Consider the following 20,133-nt stretch of genomic DNA (forward strand, 5'->3'; position numbering starts at 1 on the left):
TAATCTATGATAGATTAATCTTCTTCTTTCGAAGCCAACAATTGATCGTACTCTTCGCGAGAACCGACAATTAAGTTGCTGTATTGACGGATACCTGTACCTGAAGGGATCAAGTGACCAACGATTACGTTTTCTTTCAAACCTAATAAGTTATCACGTTTACCTGCGATAGCAGCCTCGTTCAACACTTTTGTAGTCTCTTGGAAAGAGGCTGCAGAGATGAACGATTTCGTACCCAATGAAGCTCTGGTAATACCTTGCAACAATGGACTTGAAGTCGCCGGAATTGCTTCACGAACTTCAACAAGTTTTAAGTCACGACGTTTCAGACTAGAGTTTTCTTCTCTCAACTTACGTAAAGAAACAATTTGTCCCGGACGTAAATTATTGGAGTCTCCCGCATCAACAACAACTTTCTTGTCAAACAAGGAATCATTTTCTTCCATGAAATCCCATTTGTTAACTGCTTCTTTTTCTAAGAAACGCGTATCTCCTGGATCTTCGATGTTAACTTTTTGCATCATTTGGTGAACGATCGTCTCGAAGTGTTTATCGTTGATCTTTACACCTTGCAGACGGTATACCTCTTGGATACCATTCACAATGTAATGTTGCACCGCTGATGGACCTTTGATCGACAAGATATCCGCAGGAGAGATCGAACCATCTGATAATGGCATACCAGCTTTCACGAAGTCATTATCCTGAACAAGGATATGTTTAGAAAGAGGTACCAAGTATTTCTTGATTTGACCATCACGAGATTCGATAGACATCTCACGGTTACCGCGTTTCACACCACCCAATGTTACCACACCGTCGATTTCTGTTACAACAGCAGGGTTAGAAGGGTTACGTGCTTCGAATAACTCCGTTACACGTGGTAGACCACCTGTGATATCTCGCGTTTTACCTGTAGAACGAGGGATTTTAACAAGGATACCACCTTCTTTCACTGTTACACCATTAGCAACTGCAACGTGGGCGCCTACTGGGATATTGTAGGTACGAATAACCTCTCCCGATTTATCAAGAATCTTGATGGATGGGTTTTTCGTTTTATCGCGTGTTTCAATAATTACTTTCTCTTTGTGACCAGTTTGCTCATCTGACTCTTCACGGAAGGTAACACCTTCGATGATTGCATCAAATTCAACTTTACCGGCAAATTCCGAAATAATTACTGCATTATATGGATCCCATTCGACCAATTTATCACCTTTAGCTACTGTACCGCCATCCTCAACGAACAACTGTGAACCATAAGGAATATTTTGTTGGAATACGATTTTATTATGTGCATCAATGATCTTAACCTCACCAGAACGTCCTAAGACTACCTGATGTGTGCCATTATCGTTTGTTTGCGAAACAGTACGTACGTTTTCAAATTCGATTTTACCATCGTATTTAGAAATGATACTTGAATCAGCAGCAATGTTCGATGCCGTACCACCCACGTGGAATGTACGAAGTGTCAACTGTGTACCTGGCTCACCAATTGATTGAGCGGCAATAACACCCACAGCTTCACCTAACTGAACACGCTTACCTGACGCCAAGTTACGTCCGTAACAACAAGCACAAACACCACGCTTAGACTCACAAGTTAACACCGTACGAATCTCAATTCCTTCGATACCTGCTTTTTCGATAGTTTCAGCAATTTCCTCAGTGATATCTTCATTTGCAGAAACGATCAATTCGTCAGTATCCGGATGAAGAACGTCATGCAATGGTGTACGACCCAAAATACGATCGAACAATGGCTCAACAACATCATCATTATCTTTCAATGCTGTTGTATAAATACCACGTAAACCACCACAATCTTGTTCCACAACGATCATATCTTGCGCTACGTCATGTAAACGACGAGTCAAGTAACCCGCATCCGCTGTTTTCAATGCCGTATCGGCAAGACCTTTACGCGCACCGTGGGTAGAGATAAAGTACTCCAATACGGACAAACCTTCTTTAAAGTTTGACAAGATCGGGTTTTCGATAATCTCACCACCAGAAGTACCTGATTTTTGAGGTTTCGCCATCAAACCACGCATACCACATAACTGACGAATCTGCTCTTTCGAACCACGCGCTCCAGAATCCAACATCATGTAAACTGAGTTGAAACCTTGGTTATCATTCGAAAGAATATCCATAACGTGTGCAGTCAATCTGTTGTTGATACGCGTCCAGATATCGATGATTTGGTTATAACGTTCGTTGTTTGTAATGAAACCCATGTTATAGTTATTCATTACTTCTTCAACCTCGTTAGTTGCTTGTTGAATCAATTCAGCTTTCGCAGCAGGAATGTTCAAATCTTCCAAGTTGAACGAAAGACCACCTTTGAAGGCTGTTTGATATCCCAATTCTTTCATATCATCCAAGAATTGTGCTGCACGAGCCATACCCGTAGTCTTCACAATTTCACCGATGATATTACGCAAAGATTTTTTCGTAAGCAATTCATTGACAAAACCCATTTCCTCAGGAACAACTTGATTGAAGATCACACGACCTACAGTTGTTTCTAACAAGGTATCAACAATGCTACCATCTTTTTGTCTAACTTTTGTTTTTACTTTAATCCAAGCGTGAAGATCAATTTGCTTCTCATTTAAAGCGATGATAACCTCTTCAGCCGAATAGAAAATCATATCTTGACCTCTTACGATTTGATCACCAGCAGTTTTACGGCCTTTAGTAATATAGTAAAGACCCAATACCATGTCTTGAGATGGTACTGTGATTGGAGAACCATTCGCAGGGTTTAAGATATTGTGCGCACCTAACATTAAGATTTGGGCTTCCAAAACTGCAGCATTACCAAGAGGTAAGTGGACTGCCATCTGGTCACCGTCAAAATCGGCGTTGAACGCTGTACACACTAATGGGTGTAATTGAATAGCTTTACCCTCTACTAATGTAGGTTGGAAAGCCTGAATACCCAAACGGTGAAGCGTAGGTGCACGGTTTAGCAATACAGGGTGACCTTTCAATACATTCTCAAGGATATCCCATACCACAGGATCTTTACGATCAACGATTTTCTTAGCTGATTTTACTGTTTTTACAATACCACGTTCGATCATCTTACGGATGATAAACGGTTTGTAAAGTTCAGCAGCCATATCTTTAGGAAGACCACACTCGTGTAATTTCAAGTGAGGACCTACAACAATTACCGAACGAGCTGAATAATCCACACGCTTACCTAACAAGTTTTGACGGAAACGACCTTGTTTACCTTTCAAAATATCAGATAAAGACTTCAATGCACGGTTACCTTCTGTCTTAACAGCGTTCACTTTACGTGAGTTGTCAAACAAAGAGTCTACCGCTTCTTGAAGCATACGTTTTTCGTTACGTAAGATTACTTCAGGAGCCTTGATTTCGATCAAACGTTTTAGACGGTTGTTACGGATAATCACACGACGGTATAAGTCATTCAAATCCGAAGTCGCAAAACGACCACCATCCAAAGGCACTAAAGGACGCAATTCAGGTGGAATGATTGGAACGATTTTCACAATCATCCATTCTGGACGATTCTCGATATTTTCACGTGAACTACGGAAAGCCTCAACTACATGAAGACGTTTTAACGCTTCATTTTTACGTTGTTGAGAAGTCTCATTAGCAGCTTGGTGACGTAAGTCGTACGACAATTGATCCAAATCAATACGTTTCAACAAATCTTCTAACGCCTCAGCACCCATCTTAGCAACGAATTTTTGAGGATCGTTATCGTCTAAATATTGATTTTCTTTTGGTAAGGTATCTAAAATATCTAAATATTCTTCTTCAGTCAAGAAGTCCATGAAGTTGATACCATCTTCTTCCTTAATACCAGCTTGGATAACCACATAACGTTCGTAGTAAATGATCATATCCAATTTCTTGGTAGGAAGTCCCAATAAATAACCAATTTTATTAGGAAGAGAACGGAAGTACCAAATGTGCGCAACAGGAACCACCAAGTTGATATGTCCCATACGCTCACGACGTACCTTTTTCTCTGTTACTTCAACACCACAACGGTCACATACAATACCTTTATAACGGATACGTTTGTATTTACCACAGTGACATTCGTAATCCTTTACAGGACCAAAAATGCGCTCACAGAATAAACCGTCACGTTCTGGTTTGTAGGTACGATAGTTAATCGTTTCCGGTTTTGTAACTTCACCACTTGAGCGTTCCAAAATAGTTTCTGGAGAAGCCAAGCTGATCGTAATCGAAGTGAAGTTGCTTTTAATTTTATTATCTTTTTTGTAAGACATACTTATTCAAAAGTTAAAGCTTTATAAAGAAGCTTTGAAGGACTGAGCCCTTCAAAGCCCTATTTGCTTAATTAATCCAATGTGATATCTAGACCCAATCCACGTAACTCGTGTACCAATACGTTGAACGATTCTGGTACCGATGGTGTCGGAAGGTTGTTACCTTTTACGATTGCCTCGTAAGTTTTGGCACGACCAACCACGTCATCCGATTTCACAGTCAAGATTTCTTGAAGGATGTTAGACGCACCAAATGCTTCCAATGCCCAAACCTCCATCTCACCGAAACGTTGACCACCGAATTGCGCTTTACCACCCAGAGGTTGTTGCGTGATCAATGAGTACGGACCGATTGAACGTGCGTGCATTTTATCATCAACCATGTGACCTAATTTCAACATGTAGATTACACCCACTGTCGTCGGTTGATCGAAACGGTCACCTGTCAATCCGTTGTACAAATATGTACGTCCAGATTTTGGTAAGCCAGCTTTCGCAACCCAATCTTGTACCTGGTCCATTTCAGCACCATCAAAGATAGGTGTAGCAAATTTCACACCCAATTTTTGACCTGCCCAACCCAATACGGTTTCGTAGATCTGTCCCAAGTTCATCCGTGAAGGTACCCCTAGTGGGTTCAACACGATATCAACTGGTGTTCCATCTTCTAAGAATGGCATATCCTCGTCACGTACGATACGTGCAACGATACCTTTGTTACCGTGACGACCGGCCATCTTATCCCCTACTTTCAACTTACGTTTTTTAGCAACGTAAACTTTAGCCATCTGCACAATTCCTGATGGAAGTTCATCACCGACAGATACTGCGAATTTATCACGTTTGAATGAACCTAGCTCTTCATTAATTTTGATATTGTAATTATGAAGGGCCATTTTGATCAACTCGTTTTTATCTTCGTCAGTTGTCCATCCCATTGGGTTGATGTTGTTGTAATCCAATTCAGCTAAGATTTTTTGTGTAAACTTAGCACCCTTAGCAACCAACAACTCTTTATATACATTGTAAACACCTTGGCTTGTTTTACCATTCACTACAGTGAATAATTTTTCAACCAAACGATCTTTCAATGATTTAACAGCTCTATCGTGAGCAACCTCTAGTTTCTCTAAAGTTTTACGCTCAACCTCTTTAGACATTTTCTTCGCACGCGAGAATAACTTCGTATCGATAACAACACCTTTTAATGATGGTGGAGTTTTCAATGAAGCATCTTTCACGTCGCCAGCTTTGTCACCAAAGATTGCACGTAACAATTTCTCTTCTGGAGAAGGATCAGACTCACCTTTAGGTGTGATTTTACCAATTAAGATATCACCACCACCAACTTCAGCACCGATACGGATAATACCGTTTTCGTCTAAGTCTTTTGTCGCTTCTTCAGATACGTTAGGAATATCAGCTGTTAACTCTTCTTCACCACGTTTTGTATCACGAACTTCAAGTTCGAATTCTTCAATGTGAAGAGAAGTAAACCAGTCTTCTTTCGCTACACGTTCGGAAATTACGATCGCATCCTCAAAGTTATATCCTTGCCAAGGCATGAACGCTACTTTCAAGTTACGACCTAATGCCAATTCACCATTTTCAGTCGCATAACCTTCACATAATACCTGTCCTGGTTCAACTCGCTGACCTTTCTTAACGATAGGCTTCAAGTTCATACATGTATTTTGGTTGGTTTTCTTGAATTTGATCAATTTATATGTTTTGACATCATCATCGAATGATACAAGACGATCATCGTCGTTTCTGTCATAACGGATCTTGATTTCATCAGCATCTACATATTCTACCACACCATGACCTTCCGCATTGATCAATGTGCGTGAATCTTTCGCAACACGACCTTCAAGACCAGTACCTACAATAGGAGCTTGTGGACGCAATACAGGCACGGCCTGACGTTGCATGTTCGATCCCATCAATGCACGGTTGGCATCATCGTGTTCCAAGAAAGGAATTAATGAAGCCGCAATAGATGTAATTTGGTTTGGAGCAACGTCCATATAATCAAGCATATTAGGCTCGATAATTGGGAAGTCACCCTCATATCTGGCTTTCACTTTCGCATCTTCGAAATTACCTTTGTCATCATACAAAGCATTCGCTTGTGCGATTGTTTTACCATCTTCATCCTCAGCAGATAAATATACGACTGGCTCGTCAACCACAACAATCCCATCTTTTACCTTACGGTAAGGAGTCTCGATAAATCCTAAGTGGTTAATTTTCGCATGTACAGCCAATGAGGAGATCAAACCGATGTTTGGACCCTCAGGAGTTTCAATTGTACAAAGACGACCGTAGTGTGTATAGTGAACGTCACGAACCTCGAAACCTGCACGCTCACGGGAAAGACCACCTGGACCTAAAGCTGACAAACGACGCTTGTGCGTAATTTCAGCAAGAGGGTTAGTCTGGTCCATGAACTGAGACAACTGGTTTGTACCGAAGAACGAATTGATTACCGACGAAAGTGTACGTGCGTTAATCAAATCGGTAGGTGTAAACACCTCATTATCACGAATGTTCATACGCTCACGGATTGTACGAGCCATACGAGATAGACCTACACCAAATTGAGCATATAATTGTTCACCTACAGTACGTACACGACGGTTTGACAAGTGGTCAATATCATCTACTTCAGCTTTAGAGTTGATCAAATTGATCAAATACTTCACAATCGCAATGATATCCTCACGGGTTAATACTTTCGTCTCATCCGGAGTTCCCAACTTCAACTTACGATTGATACGGTAACGACCTACATCACCTAAATCGTAACGTTTGTCAGAGAAGAATAAACGATCGATGATACCACGAGCAGTTTCCTCATCTGGTGGTTCAGCGTTACGCAATTGACGATAGATATGCTCCACCGCTTCTTTTTCTGAGTTGGACGTATCTTTTTGTAAAGTGTTATATATAATAGAATAGTCCGCATTGTTTGACTCATCATCTTTTGCTAAGATAATAGACTTAACGCCAGCTTCGATAATCAAATCAATGTGATCTTCTTCTAGAACAGTTTCACGCTCAAGGATAATTTCGTTACGGTCGATAGATACTACTTCACCTGTATCTTCATCCACGAAATCTTCTACCCATTTTTTCAATACCCTAGCCGCAAGACGACGACCAACATATTTTTTAAGACCAGATTTACTAACTTTTACTTCATCCGCTAAATCGAACAATTCTAAGATATCTTTATCCGAATCGTAACCGATAGCACGCAATAAGGTCGTAACTGGAAATTTCTTTTTACGGTCGATATAAGCATACATGACGTTGTTTACGTCAGTTGCAAATTCGATCCAAGATCCTTTGAAAGGAATTACCCTTGCAGAATAAAGTTTAGTACCATTTGTGTGTCTACTTTGACCAAAGAAAACGCCTGGTGAACGGTGTAATTGCGATACGATGACACGCTCTGCACCATTTACCACGAAAGTACCTTTAGGAGTCATATAAGGGATAGTCCCTAAATATACATCCTGAACAATGGTTTCGAAATCTTCGTGTTCTTCATCATTACAAGATAACTTTAACTTAGCCTTTAAAGGAACGCTATAAGTCAAGCCGCGCTCGATACACTCTTGGATATCATAACGTGGTGGATCAATGAAATAATCCAAAAACTCTAGCACAAAAATGTTTCTTGAATCAGAAATAGGGAAGTTTTCCGAGAATACCTTGAACAGCCCTTCCTGATGGCGGTTGTCAGAAGTAGTTTCTAATTGAAAAAACTCCTTGAAAGATTCCAATTGCACATCTAAGAAATCTGGATATTCCAATACTTTCTTACTTGTCGCAAAGTTTATTCTTTCTTGTTGAATATTATTGTTTGCCAAGGGAATATGAATTTTAGTTTTAAAAAAACTGCGCTTACACTTATGCTGTAAACCACCTTTCCACTGTGCCCAGCATATACACAGCATAGTGGCGTATTGATATAAATAGGAATAGACTCTGACGAAAAATCGTCAGAGTCTAAACCTTTTCGGGCTAATTAGTTGAGATTATTTAATCTCAACAACAGCACCAGCTTCTTCTAATTGTTTTTTCAAAGCTTCTGCTTCGTCTTTAGATACACCAGTTTTTAATTCTTTAGGTGCTCCGTCAACTAAATCTTTAGCTTCTTTCAAGCCTAATCCAGCTAAATCTTTAACCAATTTAACTACAGCTAATTTTTGACCACCAGCTTCTTTCAAGATAACGTCAAATGAAGTTTTCTCTTCAGCAGCAGCAGCACCACCTTCAGCTGGAGCAGCAGCTACAGCAACAGCAGCAGCAGCAGGCTCGATGCCATACTCGTCTTTTAAGATATCAGCTAATTCTTTAACTTCTTTTACTGTTAAGTTAACTAACTGTTCAGCAAGTTGTTTTAAATCTGCCATTTTATTTTGAATTTTTGAATGTACTTTATAAAAATTGTTAATTAAATTGTAACGAATGTTTCTGTTCTAGAGGATTCGTTAACCTCTTTCTTCTAAAGCTTTTACTAAACCTGCAACAGTATTTCCTCCTGATTGAAGAGCTGAAATAACATTTTTCGCAGGAGATTCCAAGGCTGCGATAACGTCCGCAATAAGTTCGTTTTTAGATTTAAGATTAACTAATGCAGTTAATTGATTATCTCCAACGAATGCAGTTGCTTCAATGAATGCCGCTTTTAACAACGGTTTTTCACCTGATTTACGCAATTCTTTGATTAATTTCGCAGGTGCGTTAGCGACTTCCGAAAACATCATTGTAGACGCTCCTTTAAGCGTTCCAAAGATTTCTTCTTCATCAACACCAGCTTCGATTAATGCTTTCTTGATTAAAGTGTTTTTTACAGCTTTAATCTCGATGCCTTGTTCAAAACATTTACGACGAATGTTATTCACTTTTTCAACGGACAACTCAGCAGTATCGGTAATATAGAAGTTACCGTAAGATTTAATCTGTTCGGCCAAAGCTAGAACAATTTCTTGTTTTTCTTCTTTTCTCATGATTAAATACCTGCTACTGATTTAGTCTCAATATGAATACCAGGACTCATAGTTGAGGAAATGTGAATACTTTTAAAGTAAGTTCCTTTAGCTGCAGATGGTTTCAAACGAGCTAGAGTTTGTAATACCTCTAGTGCGTTATCATATATCTTATCTGCATCGAACGACGCTTTACCAATAGAAGTATGGATGATACCGGTTTTGTCAACTTTGAAATCGATCTTACCACCTTTTACATCTGTTACAGCTTTACCAACTTCTGTTGTAACTGTACCAGTTTTAGGGTTAGGCATCAAGTTTCTCGGGCCTAAAATACGACCCAATTTACCAACTTTAGCCATAACACTAGGCATAGTAATAATGATATCAACGTCAGTCCAACCACCTTCAATTTTGCTGATGTAATCATCTAAACCTACGTAGTCTGCACCTGCCGCTTTAGCTTCTTCTTCCTTATCAGGAGTACATAAAACTAAAACACGAACAGTTTTACCAGTACCGTGAGGTAATGTTGCAATACCACGAACCATTTGATTTGCTTTACGAGGATCTACGCCCAAACGAACGTCGATATCCACAGAAGCATCAAATTTGGTCAATGAGATTTCTTTAACTAAAGCCGAAGCTTCTTTTAAAGAGTATGCTTTACCAGCTTCAATTTTGGATAGTGCCGCTTTTTGATTTTTTGTTAATCTAGCCACTTTTCTTAAATTGATTTCTTAATTAATTGTTCCAAGGAGCATTACCTGATACAGTAATACCCATACTACGTGCTGTACCAGCTACCATTCTCATAGCAGCCTCTACAGTAAATGCATTTAAATCAGGCATTTTATCTTTAGCGATTGTCTCAACTTGTTCCCAAGTGATAGCCGCAACTTTTTTACGGTTAGGCTCGCCAGATCCACTTTTTAATTTAGCAGCGTCTTTCAACTGAACAGCTACCGGTGGAGTCTTGATGATAAAATCAAATGATTTATCAGCGTAAACTGTAATGACAACAGGTAATACTTGACCTGGTTTGTCTTGCGTACGAGCGTTAAACTGCTTACAGAAATCCATGATATTCACACCTTTAGCACCTAATGCAGGTCCTACTGGAGGTGAAGGATTCGCAGCTCCGCCCTTAACTTGTAATTTTACTAACGCACTGACTTCTTTTGCCATTTTGTTTTGAATTTAATTTTGTTAAATGTCTGTTAGTAAGTTGGAAGCAAATAACGTAACATTCATCGGCCAGGACGTAACACCCCAACCGAGGTGCAAAGTTAATAAGAAGATTTGAATCCTGCAAGTATCTAACTTTTAATTTTTCAGGAATTTATGTTTTTTTACATCCTAGCCCAGATTGCCCATCCTTCTACAAAAAAAATCTTGACACTTTTCTAAATATTAACACTAGAATTATCGGTTTTAGCAAATTCACATCAGCTCTACTGTCCTTTAATAGACTTCAACACCTTATCCAATACCGGATCTTTACCCTTGATAACATCATCAACACTCCGTACGACAGGAACATCCGGCATTACACCCCGCCCCTCTTCTGACACTTGATAATAAGGTTTGACATCCATTAAGCCAAAACGCCAACGTAGATGGGAGTTCGGAAGTTTCAGCACAGGAAGAGATCCGGCAACTGTCCCATTGGCAGCCCCACCAGTTTCCTCCCCCACAAAAACAGCCCGCTTCCCAACTTTTAGATTTGTAGCAATTAAACTCGCTGCAGAAAAAGTCCCGCCATCAATCAGTACATATAAATTACCACGATAGCGACTACTTTTGGATTTTTCGACTTTACTCCCTGTAAGGTGGGTATAATTTATCCCATCTTTGGAAAAGCTTTTTGTCCAGGACACGACAGCACTTGGTATAATAAATGGTGATAAAACGGGATAAGACCAGCCCGGCAATCCTTTTATCTGATAAAACGGCAAGTTGAATTTTGAGGTGATAACTGCCGGCTGAACAAATTGGAATTTATCTGCTTCAACCAGATAGCTATATAATTCACGGACATCGGACAAACGTCCGCCCAAATTGCCACGAAGATCCAAGATCAGGTATTGTACTGAATTAAGCTCAAGGCGATCAAAAATTCTTCTATAGGCTTCTTTTGGACGCCCATACGAAAAGTCAACCACTTTCAATAAAGCAACACTACTATCGCCTTTGACAGGGAAAGAGAGCTGTTTACTCATTCTTTTTAGATTGGCATTATAACCGAATATTTTGCGCTGCTTTTTCGTGTCGGACTTCTTTTCGGAAGGCTTCTTATTCGTTTTTTCTGTCGCAGCATGGCTGGTTCCCACCTTTCCCTTCTGTTCAGCGGCTTCAAACCTTCTGACAACAGTCCGCTCATATGTACTATCGGCACGAGAAAACAAAACCGAGATAGAATCTTTATACCCCAGTTCCAATTGGTAATACCGTGGTAATAAACGCTCGAAAGCCTGATCTATAAATGTTGTATTATAGCCGTCCGACGTAAAGGTTGGACGATATTTTGTGTACAGATTTTGCGGTTGTATCCCCTCAATGGCAAGAATTTTAGAGCCTGGTACCAAACTTGAATCTAACGTCCCATTTTTTGAGAGATAGAGTGTATTTTCTTGCCAATGAAAGCCCAATTGCGAAAAGGGCCCCTTGCTTTTTTGATAGCGGACCTTATCTTTACCTTTCGGATCAAATTTGGAAATAAGCGGACTCAGGGTCATATGTCCCTGCCGAACTTGGGCCAGTACAGAAGCTAATGCCAGCTGAAACTGATTGGGCAATAATGGCTGGTGGATCGCCCTACGAAGGCTGTCGAACTTAACCTTTAACTGATCCTCCCCCACATACAGAAACAAGTCTGGATGCATTTTCCATAAGTTATGCTCAACATAGTTGATATCTTGCTGCATAGCTTCCACTGCCAGGGGAGTTTCAATAAACCGATTGTACTTCTCGACATTTGCACAGCTCAGCAATGTCAGCACATACACCAATACAAATAGATAAATAGTTGGCCTTTTCATTTGTAGTAAGATACAAAAAAAAGCCTTCCAATTTTCATGAAAAGCTTTTCTCTATCGTTAATTACTAATCTTACTCTTTTTCTACTTGCATGTAGTTTAGTTCAAGTGGAGTCTTACGACCGAAGACCTTCACCATCACGATTAATTTCTTTTTATCTTCGTGGACTTCTTCGATTTCTCCGGTAAATCCATTGAAAGGACCATCGTTTACTTTCACTGTTTCACCCACATAGTAAGGAACGTTAATGGTTTCACCTTGCTCGGCCATTTCATCCACTTTACCTAGGATACGATTTACTTCTGCTTGGCGCAAAGGGACCGCATTACCAGCTTTATCTCCCAAGAAACCAATTACGCTATTGATATTTTTGATGATATGCTCTAACTCACCGTCAAGAGCTGCTTCTAATAATACATAACCAGGATAGTAGTTACGCTCTTTAGCAACTTTCTTTCCATCACGCATCAAGTAGTATTTTTCCATTGGAATCAACACCTGAGGAATCAAGTGCTCAATACCTAAACGGCTAACTTCGGCATCAATATATTGCTTTACTTTCTTTTCTTTACCACTTACAGCACGAACTACGTACCACTTTAAACCTTGATCTGCCATAAATAAATACGATTGAAAAATTAAGAAGCAATACCGTACAAGAATTCTAACCCTACGCTTGAAGCTTTATCCATTACAAAGACAACCAATGCAATAAGAAGAGATGCAACAAGCACAATAACAGCTGAACTTTGTAACTGAGACCATGTAGGCCAAGTCACTTTCTCAGTGATCTCTACATAAGAGTCTTTAAAAAAATCAAGTACTTTTGCCATTTTAGTTTATCTGTTTTTATAAGCACGGGCACCAGGACTCGAACCCAGACCAAAGGTTTTGGAGACCTTCGTTCTACCTTTAAACTATGCCCGTGTATTTCTTATTTTGTGATGCAAATATAGTGTTTTAAACCACTTTCTGCAAATATTTTTTCACTTTTTTTTATTTTAATCCGATAAATCGCTTATCGAAAAAATAAGCTAATCAACCTCAGTCGATTAGCTTATTCTATGTGATTCTAAATCTTTATTAAAGACTAGATAATTTCAGTTACCTGACCAGCACCTACTGTACGACCACCCTCACGGATAGCGAAACGTAGACCTTTTTCCATTGCAATAGCAGAAATTAATTTCACGCTGATTGTAACGTTATCACCTGGCATAACCATTTCAGTACCTTCTGGTAAAGAGATTTCTCCAGTTACGTCAGTTGTACGGAAATAGAATTGAGGACGGTATTTGTTGAAGAATGGAGTGTGACGACCACCTTCAGCTTTTGACAATACGTAAACCTCAGCTTTGAAATGATCGTGAGGAGTTACTGAACCTGGTTTACAGATAACCATACCACGTTTGATATCAGTTTTCTCAATACCACGTAACAATAAACCTACGTTATCACCAGCCTCACCGTAATCTAAGATTTTACGGAACATCTCAACACCTGTTACTGTAGATTTCAAGTTCTCAGCACCCATACCTAAGATCTCAACTGGATCACCAGAGTTGATTACACCTCTTTCGATACGACCTGTAGCAACTGTACCACGACCTGTGATCGAGAATACATCTTCTACTGGCATCAAGAAAGGTAATTCAGTCAAACGTGGAGGAATTGGAATGTAGTTATCTACAGCATCCATTAATTCCATGATTTTCTCAACCCACTCAGGCTCACCGTTCAATGCACCTAAAGCAGAACCTTTGATTACAGGGATATCATCACCTGGGAATTCGTAGAATGATAATAACTCACGAACTTCCATTTCAACTAAGTCTAACAACTCAGCGTCGTCAACTAAGTCAGTTTTGTTCATGAATACTACTAACGCAGGAACACCTACTTGGCGAGCCAACAAGATGTGCTCACGAGTTTGAGGCATAGGACCATCAGTCGCAGCAACTACGATGATAGCACCGTCCATTTGAGCAGCACCAGTTACCATGTTCTTAACGTAGTCAGCGTGACCTGGACAGTCAACGTGTGCATAGTGACGGTTAGCTGTAGAATATTCTACGTGTGCAGTATTGATTGTGATACCACGCTCTTTTTCTTCAGGAGCAGAGTCAATTGAATCAAATGAACGAGCTTCTGACAAACCTTTATCAGCCAATACTTTAGTGATAGCAGCTGTAGTTGTAGTTTTACCGTGGTCAACGTGACCGATAGTACCAATGTTTAAGTGTGGTTTACTACGGTCAAATTTCTCTTTTGCCATGTTTATGCGAATTAGTAATTATAAATTATTTCTATTTGTTATATACTCTTGCTTAACTTTTACACAAGTACGAGCCAAAGATGGGATTTGAACCCACGACCTCTTCCTTACCAAGGAAGTGCTCTACCCCTGAGCTACTTCGGCTTACTAAAAAACCTTATTTACGTATTAATGCCCCCACCTTTAGATACATTATTATCAAAGAAGATAGAGACTAAATTTAATACTTGAAAAATTTGAGCGGAAGACGAGGTTCGAACTCGCGACCTATAGCTTGGAAGGCTATCGCTCTACCAACTGAGCTACTTCCGCTTAATAATTAGAAACTAGAATAAACCTAATACTCTAATTAAAATAAAGTGTGGAGGGAGAAGGATTCGAACCTTCGAAGCCGAAGCAACGGATTTACAGTCCGTCCCATTTGACCGCTCTGGAACCCCTCCAGACCTGTAACTTTCGTTACATTTAGAGCCTCTTATCGGAATCGAACCAATGACCTACTGATTACAAGTCAGTTGCTCTACCAGCTGAGCTAAAGAGGCTTCTAATATCTTTATTTAAACTTACATTCTATCAACGTCTGACTAAGCATTTCTATCTTTTCAGCGAGTGCAAATATCGAATTTACTTTTGATTTCTGCAAGTTTATTTTTTATTTTTTTTCATTTAAAGAACTAAGCAAACTTTCGTTGTTTTGAACCGTTGTTCCCTTGTTTGCTGATGCAAAGATAGACACAAAACTCACTTTACAAAAATATTTGTCAAAAAAAAAAGACAGTTTTTGGCAATTATACTGATATGCAGCACAATAATTTTTCATTGCATATTTACCTGTTTTGGTTATTTGGCTAATATACTATCTTTGGGCATGCAAATTTTACCGCAATCACTTTCAAAACTTACCCGATACTCCGTACTATTTACGGTACTTTTAATGGGATCGGCCGAATTGAAAGCTCAAAATATTATTCAAAAATTGAGTAAAAAATTTCTTTCCTCTGAAAGAGATTCTACACGTTCCGGTAGTTTTATGGTTTTACCGGCCGTTGGTTATGCGCAGGAAACAGGCGTCGAATATGGCCTGGCAAGCGCTTATAATTTTTATCTGGACAAATCTGATCCCAAAATCCGCACCTCCACTGTCATGGTCATGGGAACCTTTACATCCAATAGTCAGTCCAACTTCAAACTGCAGACCGATCTTTGGACTAAAAACAACGACTACCATCTGATTAGTGAAATACGCTACCGTAATTGGCCCTTTAACTATTATGGTGTCGGTATGGACACTTGGAAAGCCGATGAAGAACGCATTGATCAAAAATTATTTCGCGTCAAACTCGAAGCCGAGAAAAAAATCAGCAACAACCTGTATTCGGGTATCAACATTCAATACGATAACTTCACGATTCGTAGCGATAGTGCAGATCGCATTTTTAATCATTCCGATCTTATTGGAAAGCATGGCGGACAACAGCTACTCGTAGGTCTTTCGCAATTGTTTGACAATAGGGACAACGTTTCTTATACAACAAAGGGGTATTATGCTAAATTGCGGCTGGCCTATGCTCCAAAGTTATGGACAAGTACTGATTTTACGGGGGCAAACCTCGATCTGGATCTCCGTGGCTTTATTCCTCTGCACAACCAAGTCACGCTGGCCCTGCAAGGAATCTTTCGTTCCACATTTGGAAAAACAGTCCCATTTTACAACTACCGTGAACTCGGTGGAGACATGATGATGCGCGGTTATTACCTCGGGCGATATCGTGACAAGAATTACCTTGCCTCGCAGGCTGAACTACGTTATCGCTTTCATCCACGCTTTGGTATTGTTGGTTTTTCAGGGCTCGGGTCGACCTTTTCCAAGGAAAATAGCAGCCGATATGTCGCAAGTTATGGTGGTGGTTTACGCTACTTCTTTAGTCTCGAACACAATAGCAGCATACGCTTTGATTATTCTTTTGGTGAACAAAGACCCGGAGAAAAAAGACAGTCGGGTTTCTATCTGTCCCTAAGTGAAGCTTTTTAATAAACAAGAGCATCCATATATTTATGGATGCTCTTGTTTATTCTTGCCTAATGGCATCCACCTTTTCCTTTTTCCCCTCCTCTCCAATTCCCTCAACTTCAGATAAAATACTTGATGCCCAACGGAACGCGGTAGATGACTGACCATCGACAGTCAAAAAGAGGTCGGAACAGCAGCCTAAAATCGAATCAGAAAATTCTCTTTTCGCTGTTCTTTTCTAAAGTAAACCAACCCAATTCGGTATAGATCTATCGTAACTACACTATGATCATCCTCCTTCAGCTTATTCCAATAGGCTTCCCTTTTCGCTGATAAATGGGGCTCGTTTATAATTAATAAATCTCGATCGCCAACATTTTCCAAAAAATTCAGGTCGAGATCATCCAGATCAATATAATAAATATGTCGATACGCATAGCTTCCGCATTGGTCCTGTAAAAGTTTCTTATAACTTTCAAGCGGACGATCGGCCCAATAGCTAAAATTGTCGTAAGCAAATGTCCTTAATAATCGATCGATTAATGCATACTTTTTCTGTTCTACCTTGCTCTCGTTTTGAATAGTTTGCGGTAGTTCTGAAATACTTTCTTTGGATGTCTTTTGATAGATCACTTCGTCTACCAATTTATAAACAAAAGGAGAATGGGTCCCATGGCGACTATGGGATACAAAATAATGCCGCCAATACTTAAGCATGTAGTTCATTTCGCTGCAAACATCGCTAAATTTTATGATTTTTCACATGGAACATCGGGTTTTAGTTTGCAGGAATGACCCCTTAAAACTGGAGAACAAAAACACTCCCTTCTCCTTCCGTACTATTGAGGAAAATAGTTCCTTTGTGCAAAAGCATGATCTGTTTGCTTAGGGTCAGGCCGACCCCTGTACCCGTTTTCTTTGTTGTAAAAAATGGCGTAAAGATCTGTTCCTGAAGATCGGCAGGAATTCCTGCTCCGTTATCTTCAATCCGAATCTGCACCTTTCCGTCTACTTCAAGAGCAGATAAACTAATATAGGCTTCTTCCCTATTTTTAACCGCATCTATTGCATTCAACATTAAGTTAATAATAACCTGCTCGATCAAATTGACATCGGCAGATAAGATTAGCCGTGTATTTTTCAGAATAATATCGACATCAATATTTTTCTGGATCAAGGTTGGTTCAAGCAGCTGATAAATATGTTCAAATAACTGCGAAATTTGGATCGGCGCTAGCTGAGGCTGATCGACCTTATTGATCATACGATAACTCTTCGCAAAATGTAAAAGTCCTTCACTACGACGTTTGATGGTGGAAATACCTGTTTTTAGATCATCAATATCTTCAGCTCCTTTAAAATGGTCCAAACGACCGTTTAAGGTTTCAGCAAGTGAGCTGATCGGGGCAATGGAATTCATGATTTCATGCGTTAGTACACGTAATAACTTGTGCCATGCCTTCGTCTCAGTCTCATCAATTGCTTCGTTGATATTTTGGTACACAACAATGCGAAACAAGGCGTCCTGTGTCTCAAAGCTTGAGCTCTGAATCAATAATTTTATTTTTCCTTTACTTGATTGAATGGACTCCATCTGTTGCTGTCCGTTTTCAAGTAACATGGTTTTTTCGTAAAGATCATTGTTTTTTTTCTTCAGTCCCGTGATGTTTCCAAGGTGTGGCAAATGAAACAGCTGTTTGAAAGCCTCATTCACCCACATGACCTTACCACTATCCATCTCATAAAAGATAATCGCCGAATTCAGCATATTGATCACACGATCCAGGTATTGGTGCTGAATCTCCTGCTTAATGCTGATCTCCTTATATGTTTCGTTGATCTGATTAAAGGCCAGAAAAAGCTGCCCCTCTACTGACTTTGTATTTTTCACCAAGAAACGTCTGGTAAAGTCGCGGTATTTGACCGCTTCGGAAAATTCAATCAGTTGCCTGGTCAAAAAATTATACTGTGCATATAGGTTAAAACCTAGGTATAGCATCATACAAAAGATCAAAGCCGCCTGTACATATTCCCTTTTTAGTAGCAAATAAGCGCTCGCAAGTGCCGCTACCAGCAGTAATATAACCTTGATTGCATTTAAGATTTTTCCGTGCCTCATCGACTAAATATCATATTTCTCCAAACGTCTATAAAGCGCCGCCCTGGTAAGCCCTAATTCTTTTGCTGCTTTACTGATATTTCCGTTATACCGCTCAATCGCCGATTTGATTGCTTTACGTTCCAATTCTTCCAGATTTTGACTGCTGGGACTGGATTCGACAACGCTGTTATCCATTTGCTGTTCTATTGGCGAGAAAAAGAGATCATTTCCGGCAATACTGAGCTGATCAGCCATAATTACGGCACGTTCGATGCTGTATTGGAGTTCTCGGACGTTGCCCGGGAAATGATATGCACACATTTTTTTAACCGCATCCGGTTCAAAGCCTTCAATCCGCTTATTGTATTTCTTCGAATAGATATCGAGAAAATGATCAGCCAATAGCTTGATATCCTCTCCTCGCTCACGCAAAGGCGGCACCTGAATTTCCACGGTATTGATCCGATAAATTAAGTCTTTTCGAAAACGACTTTCATCTGCGAGCTGTTTCAACGGAACATTAGTTGCTGAGATTAAGCGTATATCCACCGAGATTGGTTGATAGGAACCCAACGGTGTCACTTGTCTATTCTGCAGTACGGTTAACAATTTAGCCTGTTGCTGCAAAGAGATATTGCCAATTTCATCGAGGAACAATGTCCCCCCGTTTGCTGCTTCGAATCGACCTTGGCGGTCTTCACGGGCATCTGTAAATGCGCCCTTCTTATAACCGAAAAGCTCGCTTTCAAATAATGTTTCTGTCAGCGCCCCGACATCAACCTTAACATAGGTCCGGTCTGAACGTAAGGATCTTCGCTGAATGGCTTGAGCAATCAGGTCTTTCCCGGTCCCATTTTCACCTAATATTAATATATTGGCATCTGTAGGTGCAATTTTCTCCAATTTATATTGCAGTTCGTCCATAACAATGGAATTACCAATCAAATCAGGACTATTCGCACTACTGAGCAAGGAACTTTTACTTTTCTTTTCTTTATTTTTTGATTCAGCAAGAGCGCTTTCGATCGTTGCCAATAATTGCTCATTTTCCCAAGGTTTCACGACAAAATCTGATGCTCCCTGTTTCAGCGATTTTACAGCGAGATCAACAGCTCCATAAGCCGTAATCATAATGACGTGTACCTGTGGAAACTTTTCTTTGATCCGAGACAACCAATATAATCCTTCATTACCGGTATTAATCGTACTTTTAAAATTCATATCTAAAAGCACCAGATCGTAAGGTGTCTTCTCCAGATGTGCTATTAGGTTCTCCGGATTGGGTTCAACTTGAATATGACTAACTTTAGGTTTAAGCAAGATTCTTGCCGCAGTTAATAAATCCTGGTCATCATCAACGACTAAAATAGATGCTTTTTTCATACTTCCTGACTTCATTGAAGATACTAAGA

The 20,133-nt window shown here is 39.8% G+C and carries 14 protein-coding genes and 5 tRNA genes; 1 reads left to right on the plus strand and 18 read right to left on the minus strand.

What is annotated here, in order from left to right:
* Positions 1-14: 14 nt before the first annotated feature.
* From rpoC to HS960_RS16235, 15 genes are all read right to left on the minus strand, one after another.
* Positions 15-4,292: a DNA-directed RNA polymerase subunit beta' gene (gene rpoC / locus HS960_RS16165; protein ID WP_153847174.1), complete on the minus strand. Its 4,278-nt coding sequence runs from the start codon at positions 4,290-4,292 to the stop codon at positions 15-17.
* Between the two features lie 71 nt (positions 4,293-4,363).
* Complete coding sequence (rpoB, locus tag HS960_RS16170; RefSeq protein WP_153847175.1) at positions 4,364-8,173, minus strand: DNA-directed RNA polymerase subunit beta; 3,810 nt, start codon at positions 8,171-8,173, stop codon at positions 4,364-4,366.
* 168 nt (positions 8,174-8,341) lie between these two features.
* Positions 8,342-8,719, minus strand: coding sequence for a 50S ribosomal protein L7/L12 (gene rplL, locus HS960_RS16175; RefSeq protein ID WP_003011668.1), 378 nt, complete (start codon positions 8,717-8,719; stop codon positions 8,342-8,344).
* A gap of 78 nt (positions 8,720-8,797) precedes the next feature.
* On the minus strand, positions 8,798-9,316 hold the full coding sequence (rplJ, locus tag HS960_RS16180; RefSeq protein WP_046672239.1) for a 50S ribosomal protein L10: 519 nt from the start codon (positions 9,314-9,316) through the stop codon (positions 8,798-8,800).
* A 2-nt stretch (positions 9,317-9,318) separates the two neighbouring features.
* Positions 9,319-10,017 (minus strand): 50S ribosomal protein L1, encoded by a 699-nt coding sequence (rplA, locus tag HS960_RS16185; protein WP_046672240.1) that lies wholly within the window; start codon positions 10,015-10,017, stop codon positions 9,319-9,321.
* Positions 10,018-10,039: 22 nt separating this feature from the next.
* Positions 10,040-10,483 (minus strand): 50S ribosomal protein L11, encoded by a 444-nt coding sequence (gene rplK / locus HS960_RS16190; protein WP_028072660.1) that lies wholly within the window; start codon positions 10,481-10,483, stop codon positions 10,040-10,042.
* Between the two features lie 266 nt (positions 10,484-10,749).
* Positions 10,750-12,336: a S41 family peptidase gene (locus tag HS960_RS16195; protein WP_182330048.1), complete on the minus strand. Its 1,587-nt coding sequence runs from the start codon at positions 12,334-12,336 to the stop codon at positions 10,750-10,752.
* A 70-nt stretch (positions 12,337-12,406) separates the two neighbouring features.
* Complete coding sequence (nusG, locus tag HS960_RS16200) at positions 12,407-12,952, minus strand: transcription termination/antitermination protein NusG (RefSeq protein ID WP_046672242.1); 546 nt, start codon at positions 12,950-12,952, stop codon at positions 12,407-12,409.
* Between the two features lie 20 nt (positions 12,953-12,972).
* Entirely contained in the window at positions 12,973-13,167 is a 195-nt protein-coding gene (secE, locus tag HS960_RS16205; RefSeq protein ID WP_028072657.1) for a preprotein translocase subunit SecE, read from the minus strand.
* A 23-nt stretch (positions 13,168-13,190) separates the two neighbouring features.
* Positions 13,191-13,261: transfer RNA gene (locus tag HS960_RS16210), tRNA-Trp, on the minus strand.
* A gap of 163 nt (positions 13,262-13,424) precedes the next feature.
* The gene (gene tuf / locus HS960_RS16215) at positions 13,425-14,609 is read right to left on the minus strand and encodes an elongation factor Tu (RefSeq protein ID WP_153847177.1); all 1,185 of its coding nucleotides are present in this window, start codon (positions 14,607-14,609) and stop codon (positions 13,425-13,427) included.
* 72 nt (positions 14,610-14,681) lie between these two features.
* Positions 14,682-14,753, minus strand: a tRNA-Thr gene (locus HS960_RS16220).
* Positions 14,754-14,848: 95 nt separating this feature from the next.
* A tRNA-Gly gene (locus HS960_RS16225) sits at positions 14,849-14,921 on the minus strand.
* A 50-nt stretch (positions 14,922-14,971) separates the two neighbouring features.
* Positions 14,972-15,052 (minus strand) — tRNA-Tyr (locus HS960_RS16230).
* A gap of 26 nt (positions 15,053-15,078) precedes the next feature.
* Positions 15,079-15,151: transfer RNA gene (locus tag HS960_RS16235), tRNA-Thr, on the minus strand.
* Positions 15,152-15,477: 326 nt separating this feature from the next.
* On the opposite strand from HS960_RS16235, the gene HS960_RS16240 reads away from it, so the two are divergent.
* Positions 15,478-16,641: a BamA/TamA family outer membrane protein gene (locus tag HS960_RS16240; protein WP_153847178.1), complete on the plus strand. Its 1,164-nt coding sequence runs from the start codon at positions 15,478-15,480 to the stop codon at positions 16,639-16,641.
* Between the two features lie 177 nt (positions 16,642-16,818).
* Here HS960_RS16240 and HS960_RS16245 read toward each other — a convergent pair whose 3' ends face one another.
* From HS960_RS16245 to HS960_RS16255, 3 genes are all read right to left on the minus strand, one after another.
* Complete coding sequence (locus tag HS960_RS16245) at positions 16,819-17,337, minus strand: hypothetical protein (protein WP_182330050.1); 519 nt, start codon at positions 17,335-17,337, stop codon at positions 16,819-16,821.
* Between the two features lie 82 nt (positions 17,338-17,419).
* The gene (locus HS960_RS16250) at positions 17,420-18,739 is read right to left on the minus strand and encodes a sensor histidine kinase (protein ID WP_182330052.1); all 1,320 of its coding nucleotides are present in this window, start codon (positions 18,737-18,739) and stop codon (positions 17,420-17,422) included.
* A 3-nt stretch (positions 18,740-18,742) separates the two neighbouring features.
* On the minus strand, positions 18,743-20,104 hold the full coding sequence (locus tag HS960_RS16255; protein ID WP_153847181.1) for a sigma-54-dependent transcriptional regulator: 1,362 nt from the start codon (positions 20,102-20,104) through the stop codon (positions 18,743-18,745).
* Positions 20,105-20,133 lie beyond the last annotated feature (29 nt).

This window comes from Sphingobacterium paramultivorum (assembly GCF_014109745.1).
GTDB lineage: Bacteria > Bacteroidota > Bacteroidia > Sphingobacteriales > Sphingobacteriaceae > Sphingobacterium > Sphingobacterium paramultivorum.